This is a genomic window from Paenibacillus lignilyticus (genome assembly GCF_017942085.1).
Taxonomy (GTDB): Bacteria; Bacillota; Bacilli; order Paenibacillales; family Paenibacillaceae; genus Paenibacillus_Z; species Paenibacillus_Z lignilyticus.
On sequence record NZ_JAGKSP010000013.1, the window covers coordinates 20,498 to 42,876 of the forward strand.

Annotated in this window: 18 protein-coding genes; 2 read left to right on the plus strand and 16 right to left on the minus strand. The window is 49.5% G+C overall.

Annotated elements, in window-relative coordinates:
- Positions 1 to 89: 89 nt before the first annotated feature.
- From I8J30_RS24200 to zwf, 5 genes are all read right to left on the minus strand, one after another.
- Positions 90 to 1,178 (minus strand): response regulator, encoded by a 1,089-nt coding sequence (locus I8J30_RS24200; RefSeq protein ID WP_240548355.1) that lies wholly within the window; start codon positions 1,176 to 1,178, stop codon positions 90 to 92.
- Positions 1,178 to 2,941 carry a sensor histidine kinase gene (locus I8J30_RS34080; protein WP_210662527.1) on the minus strand — a complete coding sequence of 588 codons (1,764 nt, stop codon included), beginning with the start codon at positions 2,939 to 2,941 and terminating at the stop codon, positions 1,178 to 1,180. The genes I8J30_RS24200 and I8J30_RS34080 overlap by 1 nt, the downstream gene beginning before the upstream one ends.
- Positions 2,942 to 3,036: 95 nt before the next feature.
- Positions 3,037 to 3,705 carry a fructose-6-phosphate aldolase gene (gene fsa, locus I8J30_RS24210; RefSeq protein ID WP_210662530.1) on the minus strand — a complete coding sequence of 223 codons (669 nt, stop codon included), beginning with the start codon at positions 3,703 to 3,705 and terminating at the stop codon, positions 3,037 to 3,039.
- Positions 3,706 to 3,744: 39 nt separating this feature from the next.
- On the minus strand, positions 3,745 to 5,739 hold the full coding sequence (gene tkt / locus I8J30_RS24215; RefSeq protein WP_210662532.1) for a transketolase: 1,995 nt from the start codon (positions 5,737 to 5,739) through the stop codon (positions 3,745 to 3,747).
- Positions 5,717 to 7,261: a glucose-6-phosphate dehydrogenase gene (zwf, locus tag I8J30_RS24220; protein ID WP_210662534.1), complete on the minus strand. Its 1,545-nt coding sequence runs from the start codon at positions 7,259 to 7,261 to the stop codon at positions 5,717 to 5,719. Before zwf ends, tkt begins: the two co-directional genes overlap by 23 nt.
- Before the next feature lie 112 nt (positions 7,262 to 7,373).
- On the opposite strand from zwf, the gene I8J30_RS24225 reads away from it, so the two are divergent.
- A complete protein-coding gene (locus I8J30_RS24225) occupies positions 7,374 to 8,285 on the plus strand; it encodes a LysR family transcriptional regulator (RefSeq protein WP_210662536.1) in 912 nt (303 codons plus the stop codon).
- Positions 8,286 to 8,313: 28 nt separating this feature from the next.
- Here the strand turns inward: I8J30_RS24225 and I8J30_RS24230 are convergent, their stop codons facing one another.
- The 6 genes from I8J30_RS24230 to I8J30_RS24255 all read right to left on the minus strand — a co-directional run bounded on the left by I8J30_RS24230 (position 8,314) and on the right by I8J30_RS24255 (position 14,249).
- A complete protein-coding gene (locus I8J30_RS24230; RefSeq protein WP_210662538.1) occupies positions 8,314 to 9,030 on the minus strand; it encodes a GntR family transcriptional regulator in 717 nt (238 codons plus the stop codon).
- Positions 9,030 to 10,061 carry a sugar kinase gene (locus I8J30_RS24235; protein ID WP_210662540.1) on the minus strand — a complete coding sequence of 344 codons (1,032 nt, stop codon included), beginning with the start codon at positions 10,059 to 10,061 and terminating at the stop codon, positions 9,030 to 9,032. The genes I8J30_RS24230 and I8J30_RS24235 overlap by 1 nt, the downstream gene beginning before the upstream one ends.
- Positions 10,054 to 10,809, minus strand: a complete 756-nt coding sequence (gene dagF / locus I8J30_RS24240; RefSeq protein WP_210662542.1) for a 2-dehydro-3-deoxy-phosphogluconate aldolase — start codon at positions 10,807 to 10,809, stop codon at positions 10,054 to 10,056. Before dagF ends, I8J30_RS24235 begins: the two co-directional genes overlap by 8 nt.
- Position 10,810: 1 nt before the next feature.
- Positions 10,811 to 11,914, minus strand: coding sequence for a DgaE family pyridoxal phosphate-dependent ammonia lyase (locus tag I8J30_RS24245; RefSeq protein WP_210662544.1), 1,104 nt, complete (start codon positions 11,912 to 11,914; stop codon positions 10,811 to 10,813).
- Complete coding sequence (locus tag I8J30_RS24250; RefSeq protein ID WP_210662546.1) at positions 11,892 to 13,001, minus strand: amidohydrolase/deacetylase family metallohydrolase; 1,110 nt, start codon at positions 12,999 to 13,001, stop codon at positions 11,892 to 11,894. Before I8J30_RS24250 ends, I8J30_RS24245 begins: the two co-directional genes overlap by 23 nt.
- A 477-nt stretch (positions 13,002 to 13,478) precedes the next feature.
- The gene (locus I8J30_RS24255; RefSeq protein ID WP_210662547.1) at positions 13,479 to 14,249 is read right to left on the minus strand and encodes a DODA-type extradiol aromatic ring-opening family dioxygenase; all 771 of its coding nucleotides are present in this window, start codon (positions 14,247 to 14,249) and stop codon (positions 13,479 to 13,481) included.
- A gap of 144 nt (positions 14,250 to 14,393) precedes the next feature.
- On the opposite strand from I8J30_RS24255, the gene I8J30_RS24260 reads away from it, so the two are divergent.
- Positions 14,394 to 14,777: a winged helix-turn-helix transcriptional regulator gene (locus I8J30_RS24260; protein WP_276316182.1), complete on the plus strand. Its 384-nt coding sequence runs from the start codon at positions 14,394 to 14,396 to the stop codon at positions 14,775 to 14,777.
- Positions 14,778 to 14,843: 66 nt separating this feature from the next.
- Here the strand turns inward: I8J30_RS24260 and I8J30_RS24265 are convergent, their stop codons facing one another.
- The 5 genes from I8J30_RS24265 to I8J30_RS24285 all read right to left on the minus strand — a co-directional run bounded on the left by I8J30_RS24265 (position 14,844) and on the right by I8J30_RS24285 (position 22,312).
- Complete coding sequence (locus tag I8J30_RS24265) at positions 14,844 to 16,142, minus strand: Gfo/Idh/MocA family protein (protein ID WP_210662551.1); 1,299 nt, start codon at positions 16,140 to 16,142, stop codon at positions 14,844 to 14,846.
- 83 nt (positions 16,143 to 16,225) lie between these two features.
- Positions 16,226 to 17,776 (minus strand): ABC transporter substrate-binding protein, encoded by a 1,551-nt coding sequence (locus tag I8J30_RS24270; RefSeq protein ID WP_210662553.1) that lies wholly within the window; start codon positions 17,774 to 17,776, stop codon positions 16,226 to 16,228.
- 68 nt (positions 17,777 to 17,844) lie between these two features.
- Positions 17,845 to 18,738 carry a carbohydrate ABC transporter permease gene (locus I8J30_RS24275; RefSeq protein WP_210662555.1) on the minus strand — a complete coding sequence of 298 codons (894 nt, stop codon included), beginning with the start codon at positions 18,736 to 18,738 and terminating at the stop codon, positions 17,845 to 17,847.
- A 42-nt stretch (positions 18,739 to 18,780) separates the two neighbouring features.
- Positions 18,781 to 19,701 (minus strand): ABC transporter permease, encoded by a 921-nt coding sequence (locus I8J30_RS24280; protein WP_338044932.1) that lies wholly within the window; start codon positions 19,699 to 19,701, stop codon positions 18,781 to 18,783.
- Positions 19,702 to 19,954: 253 nt separating this feature from the next.
- Positions 19,955 to 22,312 carry an AraC family transcriptional regulator gene (locus I8J30_RS24285; RefSeq protein ID WP_210662557.1) on the minus strand — a complete coding sequence of 786 codons (2,358 nt, stop codon included), beginning with the start codon at positions 22,310 to 22,312 and terminating at the stop codon, positions 19,955 to 19,957.
- Positions 22,313 to 22,379: the final 67 nt, after the last annotated feature.

The window sequence follows — 22,379 nt, forward strand, 5'->3', positions numbered from 1 at the left end:
AACCCATCGTAAAACAAAAAGGACCTTTTGCGAGAGCAAAAACGGTCCTTTCCAGGTAGCAGTTCGATTCGAACTTTTGCGCTCTATCCTCAGGATTGCAATGCCTTTTTGTCGAAATCGGACGATTTTATACCTTTTGCGCGATATTCACTTGGAAGAAGGTGAAAAAGAGTCCGAAATACCTTACTGAAGTACTTCTCATTCGGATAACCGGATTTTTGGGATACCGCATAGATCGGCAGTGTCGTCTCCTCAAGCAGCTTCAGGGCGTAACTCATTCGCACATCCCGCAAGTACGATTGGAAGGAAGTCGTCGTAATGTCCTTGAAGCATTCGCTAAAATAACTGCGGCTTACGCCAACCTCTCGTGCCACCTCGTCCAAGTGAAGATCCTCGCCTAAATGCTCCCGAATATAATGCGCGGCTTTCAGTATGGCCTCAATCATCTCAATCGAATATTGCCCAAGTCGCTGTTCGCCTTGGAACCACTCGCGTAAGGAGGCCATCTCCAGAAGCAGCTGGTCAAGCGTAGAAATGGAAGCTGACCCATTTGCCGAGTTCGTCTGAATCGGTTTCAGCTTCTCCTGCAGTTTAGCTCTGGCCTCCAGTAAAGGTTCGAGTTTTACCCTGCTCGGCTTCAGCGCTTCCAAGAGTTTTCGATACGCGGCATCCTCCTTCAACCACTCGATATGAAGCAAGACGTTTGTCAGCTTGTCCTGTTCCTCTTGCTCCATAGGGAGCTCCACCGCTGACTGTTCCGAACCGGCAGCCGAAGTCGAAGGGGTGATTCTTTGCTTCAGCTCGAACGCAATCCGCTTCGTAATGCGCTCCAATACCTCCTCCAGCTTCACCTTCTCCAATTGGATCTTGGCAATATAATCGATAGCGCCAAGGCGGAGCGCTTCCTGCACCAGCTCGAAATCTTGATGGTAGGACAAGACGACGATGAACATATTCGGATAGAGCTCACGAACGCTGCGCATGAGATCAATACCCGAGAGAACCGGCATCGCCAAATCGGTGATAAGCAGATCGACTTCATGGGCCTGAAGAAACTCCAGCGCCTTCTCGCCATTGCTCGCCTCGCCGATAACCTTTAATCCGAACTGACTCCATGGTAACAAGGTTATTAATCCGGTTCTCGCCAATCGATCGTCGTCGACAACAAGTACGCGCATCACAGTGTGTCACCATCCTTCATCGCATACGTTCTGGGAATTCGAAGCGAAATGCAAGTTCCCTCTCCGATCGTGCTTGTTATGCTGAAATCAGCATGTCCATCGTACTGAGAGTCGAAGACCCGCTTCACATAATAAACGCCAATTCCCAATCCGATTCGGTTCTGTTCATCGGATTGCTTCTCCAGCAGCCGCGCAATGGTCTCCGGCGTCATGCCGCGGCCGTTGTCACGAATTTGGATGATCATGTAATCCGCACCATCCGGTTCCACCGTCACGTCAATTAAACCATTCTTATCGTCAAAATGACCGTGGTATAAAGAGTTCTCTACGAGCGGCTGCAATATAAAGCGCGGTACAAGGCAGCAGTGCAGCTCTTCGGTGGCATGAATATTCACGCTAAAGTCAAAGTCATATCGAATCTTCTGCAGCGCCAAGTAATCGCGAAGCGCCTCCAATTCCTCGGCAATGGTGGAATGAGGCCCTTTCTTGCCAAGGTTGTAATATAGCAATTTATTCAGCGAAGTAGCGACCGTGTCAATATCCTCTTGCCCTTTCAACCGAGCCAGCCACTGAATCGTATCGAGCGTATTGTGAATGAAATGCGGGTTAATTTGATAAAGCAGCTTCTCCACCTCGAAATCGGCTCGGCGCTTTTCTTTCGCCGCATTTTCCTCCAGCAATTCCTTAACCCTATGGCGCATCACATCGAAGTGCTTCATCATGCTGTCAAACTCTACAATCGCAAACTCCGATAGCGGCGTGTCGAAATCACTGTGCTCGATAAGCCGCATATCCCGGTTTACTTTCTTGAGCGGTACATAAACCATTCGCCAGATCAGCCAAGCGAACAAGGACCCTAGCAGGAGAGATAAAAATAAAATAACGACGAGCTGCTCAAACCAGTTCTTAATTTCCTTATGGTAGGTGGCTTTGGAAATCAGATCAATCGCCTTCCAGCCTTGATTGCTTTGGGTGTCGAACACATAGTAGCCGTTCGATTCCTTTTTTGAGCCGGTAGGGTCGTACTTCAGAACGGTTCCAATCGGGAAATCCGCCGGATTTTCACTGTATGTAATCCTGTTTTGCTGGTCGACGATAAGATGAAAGTCATTCATGTTCTGTTTGCGGCCGGTTTGATAAATTTTGTTCCAAATATTATACCCTGTTTCCAAATAAACATAGACATCCTCGCGATCGGGCAGGACAATCTTGCGAGCCACGGACAGCACTTGCACATCACTAAACTCCCGATTGGTTCGATGCGGCCCATAATAGGTAATGCCGTTTAACTCAACTAATCGCGGAAGCTTCTCCAGCGCGAACTGCTTATTGACGGAGAAGTTCTGATACAGGATGTTCTGATTGTCTTTAAAATAATAGAAAAACAAGCCCAGCGTTGGATTCGTGCTCGAAATGATATTGAGATCCTGCAAAATATCGTTGTTTATTTGCGTCTTCGTATAGAGATCCTTCTCACTGAGGAATAAACTTAGCTTCTTTCCGATCCGTCCATCGAAGGCAAGGATTTGCGAAACATTATTCAAGCTGACTAGCGTGTTCTCGAGCGACAGCTGGTAGAGGTTGAGGTTGCTCTGTATGCCGGTGCGGATTCGCTGGTCCAGCAGCGGATACACGCTTTTATAGGAAATGAAAATGACGAGCAGAAGCGGAATAAGCGCATTGAGGCCGAGTATGACGAACAACCGGTTTCGTAATGTTTTGGGCCATAGCCTGGCTATGGAAGCTGTGCTTCGTTTCACGTCATGTCACCCCCATGTCCCCTGTCTTAATTTTGCATTAACTATACCATGAGTTCGAAAAAAAAGACCACTCCGAGGAGTGGTCTCACGAACGATTACAGCTGTGCTGTCTTCTTCCAATCGGCGGCGAATTTCTCCATGCCTTGATCCGTCAGCGGATGCTTCGAAATTTGCTCGATGACCGAGAATGGAATGGTGGCAATGTGAGCGCCTGCCATCGCTACGCGAGTAACGTGGTCCGGATGGCGGACGGATGCAGCGATAATTTGCGCATCCAGGTTATGAATACGGAACAACTCCGCGACCTTCGCGACCAATTGCACGCCGTCCTCCGAGATATCATCCAAGCGGCCAAGGAACGGAGACACATAAGTCGCGCCCGCACGAGCGGCCAGAAGCGCTTGGTTCACCGTGAAAATCAACGTGACGTTCGTTTTGACGCCTTTCTTCGAGAGGTAACGGCAAGCTTCTAAGCCGGCCAGCGTCATCGGAAGCTTAATCGTAATGTTCGGGTCGTTATTGTTGATCTTGATCAGTTCGTCCGCTTGGGCGATCATTTCCTCGGCCGTAAGCGCGTCGGGCGTGACTTCAGCCGAAACGGATTCCACCTCGGGCACTAATCGCAGGATTTCTTCAATGCGATCCTCGAATTTCACGCCTTCTTTGGCAACCAGGGAAGGATTCGTAGTGACACCGGACAAGACGCCGATTTTATAGGCTTTCTTAATATCTTCTACATTGGCAGTATCGATAAAAAATTTCATGGTTTACGACCTCCGTTATTGTATAGATAATTGGGCAGCTTACTTCAGCAATTCTTTCGTAACGCGTACTACGTTATCCGTCGAGAAACCAAAGTACTCCAGCACTTCCGTTCCGGGACCTGATGCACCGAAGGTATCAATCGCTATATTCTTGCCGCTAAGTCCGGTGTAACGCTCCCAGCCTAACGAGATGCCGGCTTCGATGGAAACCCGCTTCGTTACGGAAGCCGGAAGAATACTTTCCTTATAGTCTGCCGACTGACGATCGAACAGCTCTCTGCTCGGCATGGCAACTACGCGTACGGAGAGGTTATCTTGCTCAAGCCGCGCCTTGGCGTTCACGGCCAGCGAAACCTCCGACCCCGTTGCAATCAGAATGACATCCGGCTGAGCATTCGTTTCCGTCAGCACATAAGCCCCTTTAGCAACCGCATCGACATTGCCTTTGGTCGCTTCATAGATCGGAAGATTCTGTCTGCTCAAGATGAGCGCAACCGGACCTTCCTGCTGTTGAAGCGCGTATGCCCATGCACTTGCCGTTTCATTGGCATCGGACGGTCTGATGACGGTCAGCCCCGGAATCGTGCGCAGCGCGGCCAGATGTTCAACAGGCTCATGCGTTGGGCCGTCTTCGCCGACCGCGATGGAATCATGCGTAAATACGTAAGTCAACGGCAGCTTCTGCAGCGCTGCCAGACGAATTGCCGGGCGTAAATAATCGCTGAAGACGAAGAAGGTGCTGACGAATGGTTTCACGCCGCCATGCAGGGCCATACCGTTGCCGGCTGCGCCCATCGCATGCTCACGTACGCCAAAGTAGACATTGCGTCCTGAGTACGAATCTACTGCGAAGGTTTGCTCTCCGTTGATATCTGTCATTGTCGAATGCGATAGATCCGCACTGCCGCCGAAGATCGCAGGTACGGTTTTCACAAAATGATTAATCGCGTTTCCGCTCGCAACACGGGTGGATACCGTTTTGGAGGAATCGAATGTAAGGATATCTGCTGCATCGATCAGCACCGAGCCGTCAATCACTTGCTCGAGTTCTTGTCCTTGTGCCGGGAACTTCGCTTTATAGGTAGCAAGCAATTGGTTCCATGCTTCTTCTTTGGCTTCACCGTTACGTTTCAGCTGCTCGAAATGAGCTTTAACGTCTTTGGGAACCGTAAACTCTTCCTCATATTCCCAGCCATATACTTTCTTCGTAGCCTGCGCTTCTTCTTTACCAAGCGGATTACCATGTACTTTGTTAGTACCCGCTGCTTTACTGCCGTAACCAATTATGGTCCGAACCTCAATCAGTGTCGGCTGTGTTTCATTTTGTTTCGCCGCTTCAATAGCCGCAGTAATACGTGAAATATCATTGCCGTCTTCGACACGGATATACTGCCAATTAGCTGATTCTGCTCTCTTCTGAATATTCTCTCCAAAAGAAAGATTTAACGCTCCATCCAAGGAAATGTCGTTGGAATCATACAATACGACTAGCTTGCCCAGTTTCATATGTCCGGCCATCGACATGGCCTCATAAGAAATTCCTTCCATTAAATCACCGTCGCCGACCAGTGCATACGTATGATGATCGACAACCGGGAAACCCTCTTGATTATATTTGGAAGCCAGATGCGCTTCAGCCATCGCCATTCCGACTGCCATCGAAATCCCTTGTCCAAGCGGTCCTGTCGTTGCATCAACGCCATCTGTATGGCCGTATTCGGGATGCCCCGGCGTCTTGCTGTTCAGCTTGCGGAACTGCTTGAGATCATCGATCGAAACCTGATAGCCGGACAGATGCAGCAGACTATATAACAAGGCGGAGCCGTGGCCCGCAGATAATACGAAACGATCGCGGTTAAACCATTTGGCATGGCTTGGATTATGATTTAACGATTTGGACCATAGCGCATAGGCCATCGGAGCAGCGCCCATCGGCAATCCCGGATGACCGGAATTGGCGCTGTTGATCGCGTCAATGGATAAGGTACGAATGGTATCGATGGCGAGTTGTTCAATTGTTTGTGATGTAAGCATAGTGTTCCCCTTCCTCTTCCTGTGTTTCATTCACTTTCACATTCTCTGCATGTTCATCGAACCACCAGTGGTACCCATCCTCTGCCAATAACGCATCGGATGCGGCCGGTCCGTAAGTGCCCGCTTCGTAAGGATAAAGCGGAACCGTGTTCGCTTGGAACGCGTCCAAGATCGGCTGCACCCATTGCCAGGACAGCTCTACTTCGTCCCAATGCGCGAAGAATTTAGGATCCCCGTTCAAGGCATCATGGATCAAGTTCTCATAGGCTTCCGGAGTATCTTCATGGCTTTCATGAAAGTCGATATGAATCGGCTTGAACTCCCCTTTATGCTTCGGGTCTCTTGTGTTTAGCTGCAGCATAATGCCTTCGTCAGGACTAATCTCAAACACCAGAAGATTCGGCGCTTGAGTATGGTCCTGCGCCTGGGCATCCTTGGACGTCTCCTTCAACGGCTCCTTGAACTCAATAACAATCCGAGTCGATTTCTCTTTCATTCGTTTGCCTGTTCTTATATAGAAAGGAACGCCGCGCCAGAAGTAATCATCGATCTGCAATCGAGCCGCAATGAACGTATCATTCATGGATGTGCTGGCAATGCCAGGCTCATCTAGGTAACCGGCAACAGGCTTCCCTTGAATCGTTCCGGCTTTGTACTGTCCGCGGATAATACTCGCGCTGATTTCCTGTTTCTGCACCGGCTCGAGTGCTTCCATGACCTTCTTCTTCTTGAAACGGACCATTTCCGAGTCGCTATGATTAGGAAGATGGCTTGCCAGCATCATCAGAAGCTGCAGCATATGGTTCTGGAACATGTCGCGCACAGCGCCTACATGATCGTAATAACCTGCTCTTTCCTCCACGCCGACCGTTTCATTGGCTGTAATTTGCACATTCGCAATGTAGCGATTGGTCCATAATGCCTGAAGAACCGGGTTCGACTGCTGCAGAATTTCAAGCTTCTGCACCATCGGCTTGCCGAGATAATGATCAATACGGAAAATTTCTTCTTCGGAGAAAGCTTTGCTCAATTTCTGATTTAAATCCCGTGCGGATTGCAAATCATAGCCGAAAGGCTTCTCGATCACGAGACGCTTCTGAGCAGAGCCAAGCCCGCTAGCCTGGATATTAGCGGCAATGGTTTCGAAATGCTCAGGTCCCACCGACAAATAAAACATGCGATTCGGTTTCGTAATGCGAAGCTCCTGTTCCCGCTGCTCAATCACCTGCAGCAGCTTCAGGTAATCCTCGATTCGGCCTACATCCAGCACATTGTAGCGGAATGCCTGCAGAAAACGTTCCAGCCCAGCCGGATCTTGAACTTCACGTCTTGAATACGTTCGAAGCGACTGCTCGACATTCGAACGGAAAGTTTCGTTAGTCAGCTCTCTTCGGCCAAGACCAATTAATGTGAAGGCCTCCGGCAGCTTCCCATCGATAAATAAGTTATATAAAGCCGGATATATTTTTCGTTTCGCTAGGTCTCCTGTTGCGCCAAACAGTACAAACGTGGTCGGTTCCATTTTTCCATACTCCTTCCAGTAAACGCTGGTATCTCTTCTGTACTTCCACTATAATACGAATTGCATCTATACAAGTAATACATATATTTCAGAGGAGCTATAGACCACGTCTATGACCAACAATTATGAGTTATATAAAGTTTTCTATTGGGCAGCAAAGACGGGCAGCTTAACTCAGGCCGCTAAGGCACTTTATATTACCCAGCCTAGCGTTAGTCATGCCATCAAACAGCTGGAAGACAGCTTTGGGATCACGCTGTTTTACAGAAATTCCAAAGGGGTTGCGCTTACGCAGGAAGGCAATTTGCTTTATTCCTATATCGAACAGTCCCATATCTTGATCTCACTGGCTGAAGAGAAAATGGCCGCACTTAAAAATCTTGACAGCGGCGAACTCCGCATTGGCGGCAGTGATTCCCTGTTTAAGCACTATATGCTTCCGTATTTGGAGGACTTCAATCGCAAACATTCCGGTATCCGGCTTCATCTCAACCATGGAACGACGCCTGAGGTTATATCTTTTCTTAAAGAAGGCAAAATAGATTTGGGCGTTGTGCGGATGCCGATCGTTGATCCTCAGCTTGAGGTGCGGGAGAGTATTCAGCTGCAGGATTGTTTTGTTGCGGGGGCTCGTTATGCCGAACTGAAGGAGACCGTTCTTTCATTGGAGATGCTGCTCCAGCATCATCTCATTCTGTTCTCGCGCAACAGTCGGGCACGAATGGCGATCACGGAGTTGTTCCAAAACTACGGCTACACCCTTAAGCCTGAAATCGAAGTTGGCAGCGTGGATCTTCTGATCGAGTTTGCGAAGCGCGGACTTGGCATTTCTTACGTCACAAGAGAATTTGTGAAAAAGGAGCTCGAGGAAGGCTCCCTCTTCGAAATTAAGCTCGACGTGCAGCTGCCGCCATCCCAAGTGGGGATCATGATTATGCGCAACATGCCGCTATCCATAACGGCTGCTCGGTTTATCGAGTACTTCGAAAAGTTCCCGTTGCGAATAGATAGCAAAAAATCCTGAACAAGTGGATTGTTCAGGACTTTCACGTTTACACGTCGTAATTGACGACGTAGTGATGTCGTTCGGTGTGGTAGTAACCTTCACTGTATTCGATCAATTGTCCGCTCTCGTCGTACGCATAACGCGACCGTTTGAGCAACGGCGTTCCCGCCTCGATGTGAAGCGCCGCCAAGACGGAGGCAGGTGCCGCCGCAGCTGCGGAAAATTCATCGCGGTACTTGCTGATTGTAATGCTCTGTTCTTCCAGCAAATCGTATAGCGACTGTGCACCGAGGTCAGACAGCTCCATGCTCGCGGCTCGGCACGACAGATAATGCGTGTAATGGATGTAAGGTTCCCCGTCCAGCCGGTACAGGCGCTCAACGCGCAAGCATCGCTCGCCGAACAGTTGGTATGCGGTCGTCCCTTCGTCGTTGATGACATGCTCAGCGCCGAGCAGCTGTTTGCTAATCTGATGTCCATCCTCGACCAGTACCTCCGTGAACCGCTTCAACTTGGACAGCTTGGAAGCAGACGTATTGCGAATCACTTTCGTACCTTTGCCGCTGCCCGTCTCCACGTAACCGTCCTGCGCCAGCTCCTTAATCGCATTGCGAACCGTAACTTTGCTGACCTGGAACTCTTGCTCAAGCTGAGGCTCCGATGGGATGTTCGTCCCAACCGGATAGACGCCGTGTACTATCCGGTCCTTTACGATGTTCGCAATTTGTGCGTACAACGGCTTCTTGCTTCGCGTTAGTTTCATTAGCGGATCACGTCTCCGTTCGCAAGCTCCGCCATCGCACGCTCAATCTCGCGCTCCGTCGACATCGGCGTATCTCCAGCGACCGTGTGAGCGAGCATCGCCGCAGCGGCCGCGAAGCGAACCGTTCGCTCCGGTTCGAAGGCGGAGAGCTCGCCGTGAATGATACCGCCGGCGAATGCGTCTCCCGCCCCAATCCGATCGTAGACTGCGAAAGTGAGCGGCTCGGGAGCAACCGACAATGCACCATTCTTATACATAAACCCGCGCAGAGAATGCGTGTTGTCTCCATTAATGGTACGATGCGTGCCCGCGATTACGGATATGCCTGCGAATCGCTGAGCGACCTGCGGCAGCAGCTCCGTCAACTGCTCCAGTCGATCCGTCTTATCCGTCGACATGCCGAGAATATGGATCATGTCACGCTCATTCATCATCACGATGTCCGAAAGCTGAAGCATCTGCTCGTAATGGGGTTTCGCTTTCGCGTATCCGCCATCTCCCCAATGGGCCGGTCTGTAATTGCAGTCGAAGACGACCATGCCGCCGTTCCTCTTCATGGCTTCAGCAAGCTTAAACATATGCTGCCTCACGCCATCGCTCATAGCCAGCGTAATCCCGCAGAAATGAACGAGATCGACTCCGGCGGCGATGGCTTCATAATCGTAAGCAGCCGATGGGGCCGTGTTAAAGCTGCTCTCCTGCCGATTGGAATACGTGACGCGGCCAGGTCTCGCACCGAACCCGTTCTCGAGGAAATACATGCCTATGTAATTACCGCCGCGGCTAACGTATTCCATGGAGATGCCCAGCTTCCGCAGATTCGCCGCGGCCGCTTCTCCGAGTGCGTTGTCCGGCAGCCGCGATATAAGGATGCCTTCATGCCCGAAACGCGCGAGCGCCGAGGCAATGTTCACGCCTGTACCGGAGAATGAATAGCGCAGGCTGTCCGCTTGGGTTAACAATTCATACCCCGGCACTTGCAGACGCATCATGACTTCTCCGAAAGCGGCGACGCGCGAGCGATTAACCATGGCGATCAACCAACCTCTTCATGATCTCGAGCAGCTTGCGTACGTCCTCAGCATTAGTCTTGCCGGTTGTTTTGTCGACGATCGAGGAATAGACATGCGGAATGACTTGCGGTACGCCTGCTTCTAATGCAATGCGCAGAATAGGTTCGAAATTATCCTTATCGATGCCGCCGGTCGGTTCAAGAGCGAACCCTTCATCTCCGCAAGCCTTGGCAACAGCTCGCAGCTCATCCTCGCATTTCAAGCCATTCATCGGAAAATATTTAAGCGCATTGCCGCCCATATCACGAACGAGCGCGATCGCCGACTTCACGGGTACAATGGCCGGCTCAGCTTCTGACGCGCTGAATGGACCCGTCGAAATATTCACGTAGCCGACTTGGCCCGTAGGCGAAACAAGGCTGTTGATCCAACTGTCTCGCTCTCCCAAATTCGCTCTTGTAGCGCCAACTGCCGGGAAAACCTGATTAATATGTGTCCCCGGGTAATGCTTTGCGATCTGCGCGACAACCGCTGCCTGCCGATTGTCCCCGGCACCGAGTCCGATCGAGACCGCGTCATCGATCGCTTCCCCATATTGCTTCATCGCGGCAACGGCTGCTTCAACCGTCGGGTAGTCCTTCGAGAGGACACCGACAAGCACATGGCCTTCCGCGGCATCGAACACTTCCTTCGCATTCTCTGCGCTGTTCGCCAGCACATTAAGGGCTGCGCGTCCTTGATACAATCGTTTCGACATGTTGGACAAGTTAGTTGCCTCCCGTAAGCGTACGTATTCTACTCGCAATGACATCCATGTCGTCCCCCAGCAGCGGACGCGGATCGATATCGAAATAGCCTTGCTTCACGCCATAATCACGTGTATAGACGGCGATGTCGCCACCTTGCAATCCCGCGACGACTGCTTTTGCCGTCGTGCCGGATAGCGCCGGATCAATCTGAATGCGTGCCCGGAATATCGCGCGGCCCGCTTCATCTTGAACGATCGTCACTTTAATACCCGGCTGTTCATTCAGCGGCATCAGCTTGTGCAGCGCTTCCTTCTCCTGCTCACTGTTATCCTTCCTGTCCATATATTCCTCAAGCGCTTGGAGCAGCCCGAATGTCGTTTCCTTGCCGACCTTCATGCTGCGGCCAATCCCATGCAGCTGTACTTTAACCATCTCAATGTAAGTCCGTTTGCCTCCGACGATACCTGAGGTCGGCCCTTCAATCGCCTTGGAGCCGCTATATATCGCGAGGTCCGAGAACTTCACGAATTTGCGGACATTCTCTTCCGCAGCCGCATCCACAATTAGCGGAACGCTATTGCGCTGCGCCACTTCCCATGCTTCTTCCACGCTAATCATGTTCTTCTGAACCGCATGATGGGACTTCACATACAAGATCGCAGCTGTGCGCTCGGTGATGGCATCCTCGATATGCTCGGCTTTGCCTTCGTTTGCATAACCGACTTCAACGAGCTTGCCTCCGCCCAGAAATACCATCGTCTCGACAGGTGCACCGTACTGGACATTATGTCCTTTGAGAATAATGATCTCGTTCTTGGCGATCGGCTCTTGATGAAGCCGTTCACTCAGGCGCCGATTCCCTTGCGTCACGATACCGGCAACGGACAATGCAATGCCGCTTGATGCCGAGTTGACGACTACCGCCGCTTCGGAGCCGAGCATATCGGCAATATGGTCGCCTGCCTTATTCGCCAGATCGGCGATTTCCACGTAGCGTTGTCCGCCCAGCTTCATCGCTTCCATGACCGTGTCGGAAGGCGCGGACACACCGAGAATACTCATTCGTCCGCTGGCGTTGATGACGCGTTTCAACCCGTATTTAGCACTCAATGAATCGCCCATTCGCACAAACTCCCCTAGCTATAATTTGATTTTCGCCTTCGCGCGTTTCTCCCTCGGAATCGAAGAACAAGGCACGCTCTTCTTTAACCGAGAACAAAGTCAGATTCGCCCTGTCGCCTGCTCGAATGCGGCCCAGCTCCGGTTTTCCCAGCCATTCTGCCGCATTCGCCGTCACGGCTTCGATTACTTCACTTAGCGAATAACCCAAACACAGAAACTTTGACATGACATGCGCCAAGCTATAAACGGGACCGTGCTGCCGATTCGCGCGATAAATGTCCGAGCTGATTGTATGGAAGCGAATGCCGTTTCGCTTCGCCGCCTCTGCCACCTTGAAGGAGAAGCTGGCCGTACCGTGTCCGACATCCATATGAACGCCTCTGGCGATAGCCTCACCCAGCTCCGGAATCGGACTGCCTTCCTCGCGGAACAAATTATTGCTTTTCCCGTTCAAATAGTGCGTGACGACATCCTTTCTCGCGAGCAGCGGAAGTATGTCTTCGATTCTCGGCGGAGCGGACCCGATATGGACCATCAACGGCAAGCCGGTTTCTTCAGACAGCTCCTTCGCGATATGCAGAGGTCGGATGCCGCTATCGCGAACGACGCTGCCGCTCATTCTGGCCTTCCAGCCGACGATGAAGTCCGGATAAGCTTGAACCGCTTGCAATGCGGCATCTCTATCGAGCCAAGCCAGATCGGACAATTCATCGATCCGCTGCAAACCGATCTTCGATACGTTCAGCAGCGCGAACATCGTCGTCATCGCTTTCTCGCGGCTTGCCGCCAACTCGCCGATTCGATCCGCGCCGCAGCTGCCTGCGTCCACGATCACCGCAACGCCCTGCTTCACGCCTATCTCGTCCATTTCATCGCCATAGGGATCAAGCTCCGGAAACGCATGAACATGAAGGTCGATCCAACCGCTCGATACATACAAACCGGAACAATCGATCACTCGGCCGACAGCGGAGGCGCCGTTTGCCCCCGCTGAAGTTATTGCTGCTATGATGCCGGCATCGACTACAATATCAACCTGCCGACCGTCTATGAGTGTTGCCCCGCTCAAAACCAAACGATCCGTCATCATAAGCCACCTTTTATATTGCTAAACAACTAGCCAATTAAATGTAAATTATAACGTTATAATGTTTAATCTACAGGGAAACCGATTTAGCGTCAACAAACATTATAATGTTTAAGCTGGCAATCAATTATTAAAGGGTGCCCTCCTGTCCTATTGACGAGTAGGCACTATTCCAAAGTGTCAAGAAACCCACGGTTTCAAAATGGCATATGAGCCATCTTCCGACTGTAACAGTTGTGACAGAGGTTATTTGGCCATGTAAGCTCGTTTTATTTTTCTAACGGTTGCCATAGAGCTTATTCGGACATTTTCCGATCGAAATCAACCATTTTGCACCAAATAGCCACGCTGACAACCGTTAAAGTTTATTTACTCGGTACCAACAGGCGTCCAACGAAAAAGAAACCCAACGCAATAAATAACGTTGGGTTTCCTAACAAACCGTGCCGCCTGTCTTATCAACGAGTGGGCACGGCTCTAGAACTGATAGCTGAGATTACTCATGGAGCCGTACTTGATTGGCTCATCGTACAGAACACGAGCTTCATGTCCCGGGGTTCCGCTTCCCAGCGCGATGAGCAATGGGACGAAATGTTCGGCGCGAGGTACGGCCTTCTTCGCATGCGGCGCTAACGTTTCATAGTTGCTAAGCGCCTCGATGTCTCTGGCGAGAACCTTCTCCGTAATCCAAGCTGTGAATTCCACGGCCCAGGCACGAGGCGGTGCATCGATGTTCCGATCGAACTCATTGAAGTTGTGCGTCAAGAAGCCGCTGCCGATCACGAGTATGCCGTCCTTTTCAAGGCCCTGCAGCGCTTCCCCAATCGCGATCTGCTGCCTAGCCGGCAGGAACGCATTCACGGAAACAGGGACAATGGGGATATCGGCCTCCGGATAAGCATGCCGCATAATCGGAAATACCCCGTGATCCAGCCCCCGGTACTTACGCTGAACCGGAATGTTATGCTTGCGCAGCCGCTCTTCCACGATCGATGCGACAATCGCCGAGCCTCTCGCCGGATATTGAACCTGATAGTATTCGGGCGGAAAACCGTAATAATCGTATTCCATCTCATGAATGTCATCCGTGGCCGCGATTGTTGTGATGGGGCTCTCGAAATGCGCAGAGAAGATAACGATCGCTTTGGGACGGACGGATTTGCCGAAGCGATTCAAGAAAGCCGTAAATTCCGATTTCTCAAAAATCGTAAACGGCGAACCATGCGCCAGAAATACTGGTGATAACATATTATGAACCTCCTAATGTCACCTTGAATGAAGATAGTTATAGGCTTATAATATAATCTAGACATGATTTTAGGAAGTAGACATATTCAAATAACCTAGTATCCAAAAAGTAACCATAGATAAACACTGGAGGAATGAACGATGATGAACGACGGTGGGTGTAAAATCGAAACCGCGTTAGAAATTTTAGTTGGCAAATGGAAACCCGTTATTCTCTTCCATCTGTTCGGTAACGGGACGATGAGGTTCAGTGAGCTCCAGCGCGCCATGCCCGATATCTCCAAAAAAATGCTCACCTCGCAGCTGCGGGAACTGGAGTATCATGATATCGTTCACCGCGAGGTTTATCGCCAGATCCCGCCGAAAGTCGAATATTCCATTACCGAATACGGTGCTAAAATGACGCCTTTGCTGCAAGCGATCGGCAATTGGGGAATGGCGCATGTGCAGCATCTGAATGAACTATACGGCGCTGACCGCGCAGTGGAGATATTCGAAACGAAAGAGAACAAGCTTGCAGGCAAATAACCCGCCTCAACAACATAAGAAATCCTGACCATCAAGAAGATTGATGATCAGGATTTTTTTAATTTATTATACCGGCTGCCTTACTGTCTCCGATCGCAATTTTTCCCGATAATCCTCCATGATTACGACGCTGTTTGTTAATCTCGATTGCTCGGCGGCGAATGCCATGAGATGACTTTGCACAGAGTTATGCGCGGCGGTTAGGCTTTGTTGCTGCGAGCCTTCTCGGATCTGCCGGACAAAGTCGCGAACGATACCATGGTCTCCACCGCCATGCCCTTTAGCCGCCGCATCGATGACAATCGTCTCGGTTTCGTTTACGCCGAACCATGACAGCTCGATCTCGTTCTTCTCCATATTGGCACGTAGCTCGCCTTTGGTTCCCATCAGCTTCAACGTGCGGCTCTCGTTCTTTGTAAAGGCGCACATCGTAAAGCTGGCCGTTACTTCATTGGCGAATTCCATATTTACGACCTGGTGATCGACGACGTTATTATCGCAATGGTAGACGCAGCGCCCGTACGGTCCTGTCTCCAGTGCCTTCATAACCGCTTCGTCGCTGTCTTCTCGGCAGACAACCGCCCGTAAGACGGACCCTTGCCAGCTGTCCTTCCAATCGATATAGATTTTAGGTGCAAAATAGGGGCAGGTATCCGCGACTGCACACCCATCCAGGCACCGCTTGGTTGCACCTGGAGGCGCATTCTCCGCCTTGAAATGGGTCAAGCCGCCGAATGAGGATAGCTTCGTGCAATCCGAGCCGGCAAGCCACAACAGAATGTCGAGATCATGAGAGCTCTTCGCGAGAATCATCGGACTGGACATTTCGGAATTGCGCCAATTGCCTCGAACATAACTATGAGCCTGATGCCAATATGCGACATTCTCATTGTGCTGAATAGAGATCAATTGGCCGATTTTGCCCTCATCGAGCAACCCTTTGATCGTCCCGAAGAAATCGGTATACCGAAGAACATGGCAAATGGTAAATACTTTTTTATGCTGCTTTGCGATTTCCCCTAGGACAAAACATTTGTCCGGCGAATTCGACATCGGCTTCTCCAGCTGCACGTGGTAACCTAACTCCAATGCCTTCACTGCCGGCTCGAAATGCATGTCATCCTGCGTGCAAATAAATACGGCATCTACGCCCGCGTCATATCCTCTGTCGAAGAAATGCTCCCAGGTCTCGAAGCTCATCTCCGGAGCAATACCGTGAAGAAGACGGAAATTCTCTCTGATCTTATCGTTCGGTTCGCAGATGCCGACGAATTGGAGCTCCTCCGGATGCTCAAGCGCGTAGGTAGCGTATGAATGCATGCCGCGCTGGCCCGCTCCGAATAATACCGCTCTGACTGTATTCATGATGTCTTCACCTTCCGGAAAATAATTAACTTATTCACAAAAACAGGAGCCTTCATCGGCTAAGATTCGGCTCCTTTGACTACTTATTTGCCGTTTGCGGCTTTCCACGCATCGATCTGCGATTGCATTTCAGCCAGCAGCTTTTCCATGCCGGCTTTTTTCAGCTTATCGTTGAGCTTGGGCAGCGCAACATCCGGATCGATTGCGCCGGTCACCAAACCGGAGGAGAACTCACTGATTGCGGAAGCACATTGAGAGAGCTCGCTCTTAACCTTCGACGGATCGAAGCTGAATCCGAGAATTGGCGATGAAACGGCTGAATTGTTCATATCAGGCCCTGTCGGAATCCATGCCGGTTGATCCGGATTCGTGCGGTAAGCGTTGAACAGGTTACCGAACTCCCATCCGGAATTAACGGCATAACCGCTGTTTGGAGTCAAGGCAATGAGATCGTCTTTTACTTTCGTATAATGTTTGCCTTCGATACCAAAGTTCATCAAATTGAAAAGATCTTTATCGGCATACATCAAGTCGTAGAGCATCATCGCTCTGTCCGGATCCTTCGATGTCGCGGGAATCGCGGTCATCGTTGCGATAATGGAACCTGTACTCATGTATGGCGGGCCGAAGGACACCATTTTGACATTCTCTGCCTTGCCCTCGCCATATACATTCGCATTATTCGCTGGGTTATCCGGATTCATGACGCCAATTCGCGAAACGTATTTACCGGCTTGCTCGTCCGCCGTCGTATCCGTAATCGTGGAAGCATCCTTACGGATAATGCCTTTCTGGTACCATTCACGCATGAGCTTCAAGAATCCGATATATTCCGGCGTCTCGTACAAATTCACCACTTTCGTAGCTGGATCGTTTATACGAATTGCCGCAGGACTGGAGTTACCGAAATACTCTAAGCCGAGCGCCGTTCCGATATAAGTAAGTTGATCATCGTTGCCTTTGACGCGAAACGCGTATTTACCCTGTTCACCTTGAACGACCTTTTCCAAAAACGGCGTAAAGTCTTCCAATTTCTTGAATTGATCCTCTTTAAAGCCGTACTTGTCCAGAAGCACGCCATTCACCAGCATGCCCGGTTTGCGCGCAACGACTTGGGTATTTATGATAGCGTATAATTTACCGTTGATTTTTGCTGCGTCCCATGCTTTCTCCGGTACTTGTTTCAAAATATTCTGACCGTATTTCTGCAGTAAATCCGAAATATCCAGATAAGCGCCTTTCGCCACGTTGCTCACGTAATCGTTCGTCCAGTTCGACGTAAACATCAAGTCAACCTGCTCGCCGGACGCAAGCACCGTCTGCATCTTCTGGTCATAGTTGCCCCAGTCTACGAATTGCACGTCCAGGGTCGCATTGATTTTGGCTTTCGTAATTTTGTTCATTTCTTCGATGACTTGCGGAGCATCCGGGAATATGCCTTGCGGCAAATACCACTTGATCACATAAGGATCCAATTTCGCTTCTGTCGAACCACCGTTTGACGCTGCCTTGTCGCTCGTTTGCGAAGCGTTGTCATTCTTGTTCTCGGAAGAACCGCATGCGCTTAGAATCGAACCAAGAACAATCAGGGTCGATAGCATGAGCGTCAGCATTCTCCATTTTCTCTGTTTCATCGTAATGCCTCCCTTTAGTTTGTAGTTACGCTATTGCACTACCGAAGTAGGTACAATCATCCTCTCACTTAGCCTTTTACGGCTCCCAGCGTCAGTCCTCTTACAATATGTCTTTGGAACAGCGGGAACGCGAACATCATCGGTCCAATGGCAAGCAATGCGATGGCCATCCGTGAAGATTCGCCGGGAATTTGGCTCATGTCGATATTCAAGCCGGCTTGCATATTGCTTGTCAAATATTGCAAATTCGACATGATCCGTTGAAGCATGAACTGGAGCGGAATCAACTTTTCATTCGAAATATAGAGCATCGCGAGCCACCAGTCGTTCCAATAGGCTAAGGCATAGAACAAACCAACCGTTGCAAGCGCCGGTTTGGCAAGCGGCATCACGATGCTAGCGAATATCCTGAACTCACCGGCACCGTCCACCTTCCCCGATTCGATGACCTCATATGGAATCTCTTTCAGGAAGCCCCTCATGAGCATGGCGAACATCGGGCTGACCGCGTAAGGTAAGAACAGCACCCACAACGTATCTTGAATATGCAGCACCTTCGTTACAACCAGATAGGTGGGGACTAGTCCGCCATTAAACAACATGGTGAAGAAGACATAGAAGGAAGTTGCATTGCTGTATCGATAATCCCGGCGCGTCATGACGTACGAAACGGTTGAGGTCATGAGCAGGCTTAGCAATGTCCCGAGTATCGTAACCAAAATCGTAATGAAATAAGCATTCAATAGGGCTTTTGGCGTTTGGAGCAAATACGAATAGGCGAGTCCGCTGAATTGTTTCGGTATTAATTGATAGCCCGAAGCTGAAATCTCCGCATCCGTTGTGAAAGATACCGCGACAACATACAGCAGCGGGACGAGCGTCACCAGAGAAATCACGGAGAAGAAAGTAATATTAAAGGTTTGGAATAAACGATTCGTTTTGATTGATGACACTGCGGACATCCGTATACCTCCTTGATAGAACATGCATCCGTTTCTATTCAACTAGAACATCGAGCTGTCGGGATTCACGCGCTTCACGATGTAATTCGTGAACAACACCAGAATGAACCCTACTACCGATTGATACAAGCCAACCGCTGTAGCCATCCCGATGTCCCCGACTACACGAAGCGATCGATAGACATAGGTATCGATGACATCCGTGACGGAATACAACGCTCCGGCATTTTGCGGAACGAAATAGAACATTCCGAAATCCGAGAAGAAAATTCGGCCGACGTTTAACATGAACAAGAGCAGAATTAGCGGCATGAGCAGCGGGATGGAAATTCGCATGATTTGCTGGAAGCGAGATGCGCCGTCAATTTGCGCCGCTTCATAATAACTTGGATCGATAGACATAAGCCCTGTAAAGAAGATGATGGCCGTGTACCCGACATTTTTCCATAGATACGTCAGAATTAGAATGTACGGCCAATACTTCGGATCGGAGTACCAGTCGATCCCCGTGAAATGAAAGGACTCCAAGACGTGATTAATAACGCCGTATGAGGGATTCAATAAGATGTAAGTTAAATAACCGACAACGACCCAAGATAAGAAATAAGGGAAGAATAGAATGGTTTGAAAGAAACGAACTGCACGTTTCCCCATCTCGGCTAATAAAAGTCCGCATACAACAGATGCTGCCAGCCCTAAGATAATGCAGGCTGCATTCATCAATATCGTGTTGCGCGTTACTCGGAACGCATCCTGGGAGTTAAAGAAAAACTCGAAGTTCTTGAAGCCTGCCCAATCGCTGCCGAATATGCCACCGGAATACGTATAATTCTGAAAGGCCATCACCAGTCCGAACATCGGTAAATACGAGAAAGCGAAAACAAATAATAGCGCGGGCAGACTTAAGAAAAATAATGCCCGGTTCCGTTTAAAATGCCATAGTCTCCGTTTAATAAAACCCACCGCAATCCTCCTCACAGTATGACAGTACGTCTTGGTTGATGTGACCACCTCACTATACCTGCCTCGAGAAAAAACTGTATACTGCTCATTTTGATCGGAGACGCATCGAGGAGCGTACTTTTTGATGCTGCATCTAAACGTTAGACCTGTTTTTGTGCACTGTACTTTTTCGTTTCACTGTACTTTTCCGGTGTTAACATACAAAAAAACGTTGAATGACAAGGGATTTCCCCTGTATTCAACGCCTTCTTCCTCAGAATTGCTTTTGGGCTCGTTTGGCGATGTATTCTCTCGGCGTCGAGCCGTACTTCAGTTTAAAGATCTTGTAGAAGTAGCTTTCATTCTCAATGCCCACTTTTCGAATGATCTCGCTGATGCTAAGCCGTGAGTTTTCCAGCCATTCAACCGATTTGCTAAGTCGAACATGATTGATGAATTCCAGGATGGACATTCCCATTTGCTCTTTGAACAGCTTGCCTGCTTTCACCTGGGATATGCGAAGCATGGCTGCAATCTCCGCACCGCCAAAACCGACATTCGCATAATTGGCCTCAATGATATCTTTGATGGTTTCCGCCGTCATGCTTTCCTGTTTGTCCCTGCCGTCATTAATGCCTTCGATCGCTTCATGGATCACCTCGATGAATTTCAGGTACAGCTCATCCATCGTTTCCAGCTCGAACAACTCTCGGTTGAGCAGCATAGCATTGACATTGACCGGCTTCAGACGCGAATGGTTGATCTCGAAGATCGTATTCTTGACGCGATTTACGGTATACATCAGGGCAAGCATCATATCGCTGTGCTCCAGCTTCCGAGCCAATTGGAACAATACGGCAAGCTTCTCTTCCGTCCCCGCTAAGTCACCTCGCTTCATTGTTTCGATGAACTGATTTCCCGCCTGCATAACATCTTCGATGGGAATCAAATTTACACCGGATACAATGACATCCGACGTGAGAATGGACATTTGGCCATGCGTGTATCGATATGAAGAGAGATCAATCGCCTGCATGTAGGCTTTTGCGACTTTACTATAATCAGTTGCATGTCCGCTAATTGCCGCTGTGATCGAGAGCTTGTAGCTGGATTTTACGAAAACCTGCGCCTCGTTAATTACGTACTGAAGGCCATCCATCGCAGCATCAGTAGTGAAATCTCCGCTGACAATCATTACAACATGATCCCGCTTCATGTCAACGGACTCCACGTTGTAACGCTGCCCGATCAGCTCAGTGGTGATGTTGCAGACCGCAAAACGAAGCACTTCCCTCTCTTCCATGCTCCGATTTTCAATAAATGACTTGTAGTCGTCTATCTTAAGGACAGCTACCGCAAAAGACTGTTCGAAGGTGAATGCGAGTGCGTATTCCTCGATGGCCTGTTTGAACTCGCCGGAGGAAACCGAATCGCTGTCCAGCAGCAGCTTCCGCAGGAAATAGGCTTTCATAATCTGCATATTTGAATTGGTTTCGCTTTTAAACTTGTTCAATTGTGCTGCGGCATCCTGATAGACGCCATGCAGGAACGCAAATTCATCCGACACGTCCGAAGTGCCGCTGTTATTATGGGATCTCGTTTGCGCCACGAGATTCTTGATTGGTTTATACAGCCCTCTGGAGATGGACAAAGAGACGACCAGCGCCGCAAGCAGTACGACAATTGTAATGACGATGATGCTTGTCCCTAGATTGTGGACATATCCATAAGCCTCGTCATACGGAACCGTTTTGAAAAGCACCCATCCCGTCTTCTCCACCGGAATATAAGTGACGAGGTATTTCGTTCCTTGCTGCTTGATTGTAAAGAAGTTACTGTTCTTCGGCATTGAAACAGACGCTGGCTTCAACGCAGCGTATGTGCTTTTAATTTGATTTTGCAGATTTAGTCCTTCTTCGCTTGCAGTCGAGCCCGCTTGAATAAAATGATTCTTATCATCGAGAATATATAATTGATCGTTCGGATTCGAATCCTCGGTATTGATTGCCTGAATGTTGTTCATGAGCCAATCGAGCTTGAGGTTGATTACGACAGCGCCGTCCATATTGCCTTGATCATCGAGCATATCATACATCACATAACTGATCACCAACTGGGTGCCCTTTTTATGATCCGTTGGATCAAGGGACATAACTCGGATAATCGGCTTTAAAACCGGCAGTTTCTTCTGTGCGGCTAGGAGCTTATCCCATTCCGCATCATGGTGAAAGAATTCGCCGTAAGTCGAGTAGTATCGGTTCTTATTATTGTTATAGATATATACCGAATGAACGAATGGATTATTGCGAATGACGGAGCTGTTCAGCTCGTTGACCGCGTTCATGTAATCATACGTCTCATCATCATTCAAATACATAAGTGCCCGAACATCATTATTGTAATAAATGGACATCGTGAGATTGCGCGACATCTCATCCAAATACTCCATATTGAATTTCGTTTGGTTGATAAGCTTCTGGCTGTTCTTATATTCATTGTGCAGCACCTTCTGTTGAACATTGTAATAGACGATGCTCGACAAGATTAATATGGAAAGCACAATAACTGATGTTACCCATAATGAAATCCGGACTAAATATTTGTTCGACTTCATCATTCGTTTGAATGGCATGTTGGAGGATCACCCTTTATATGAAGGAATATCTGCTGCATGATCTTCAATCATAGCATGCCATGTT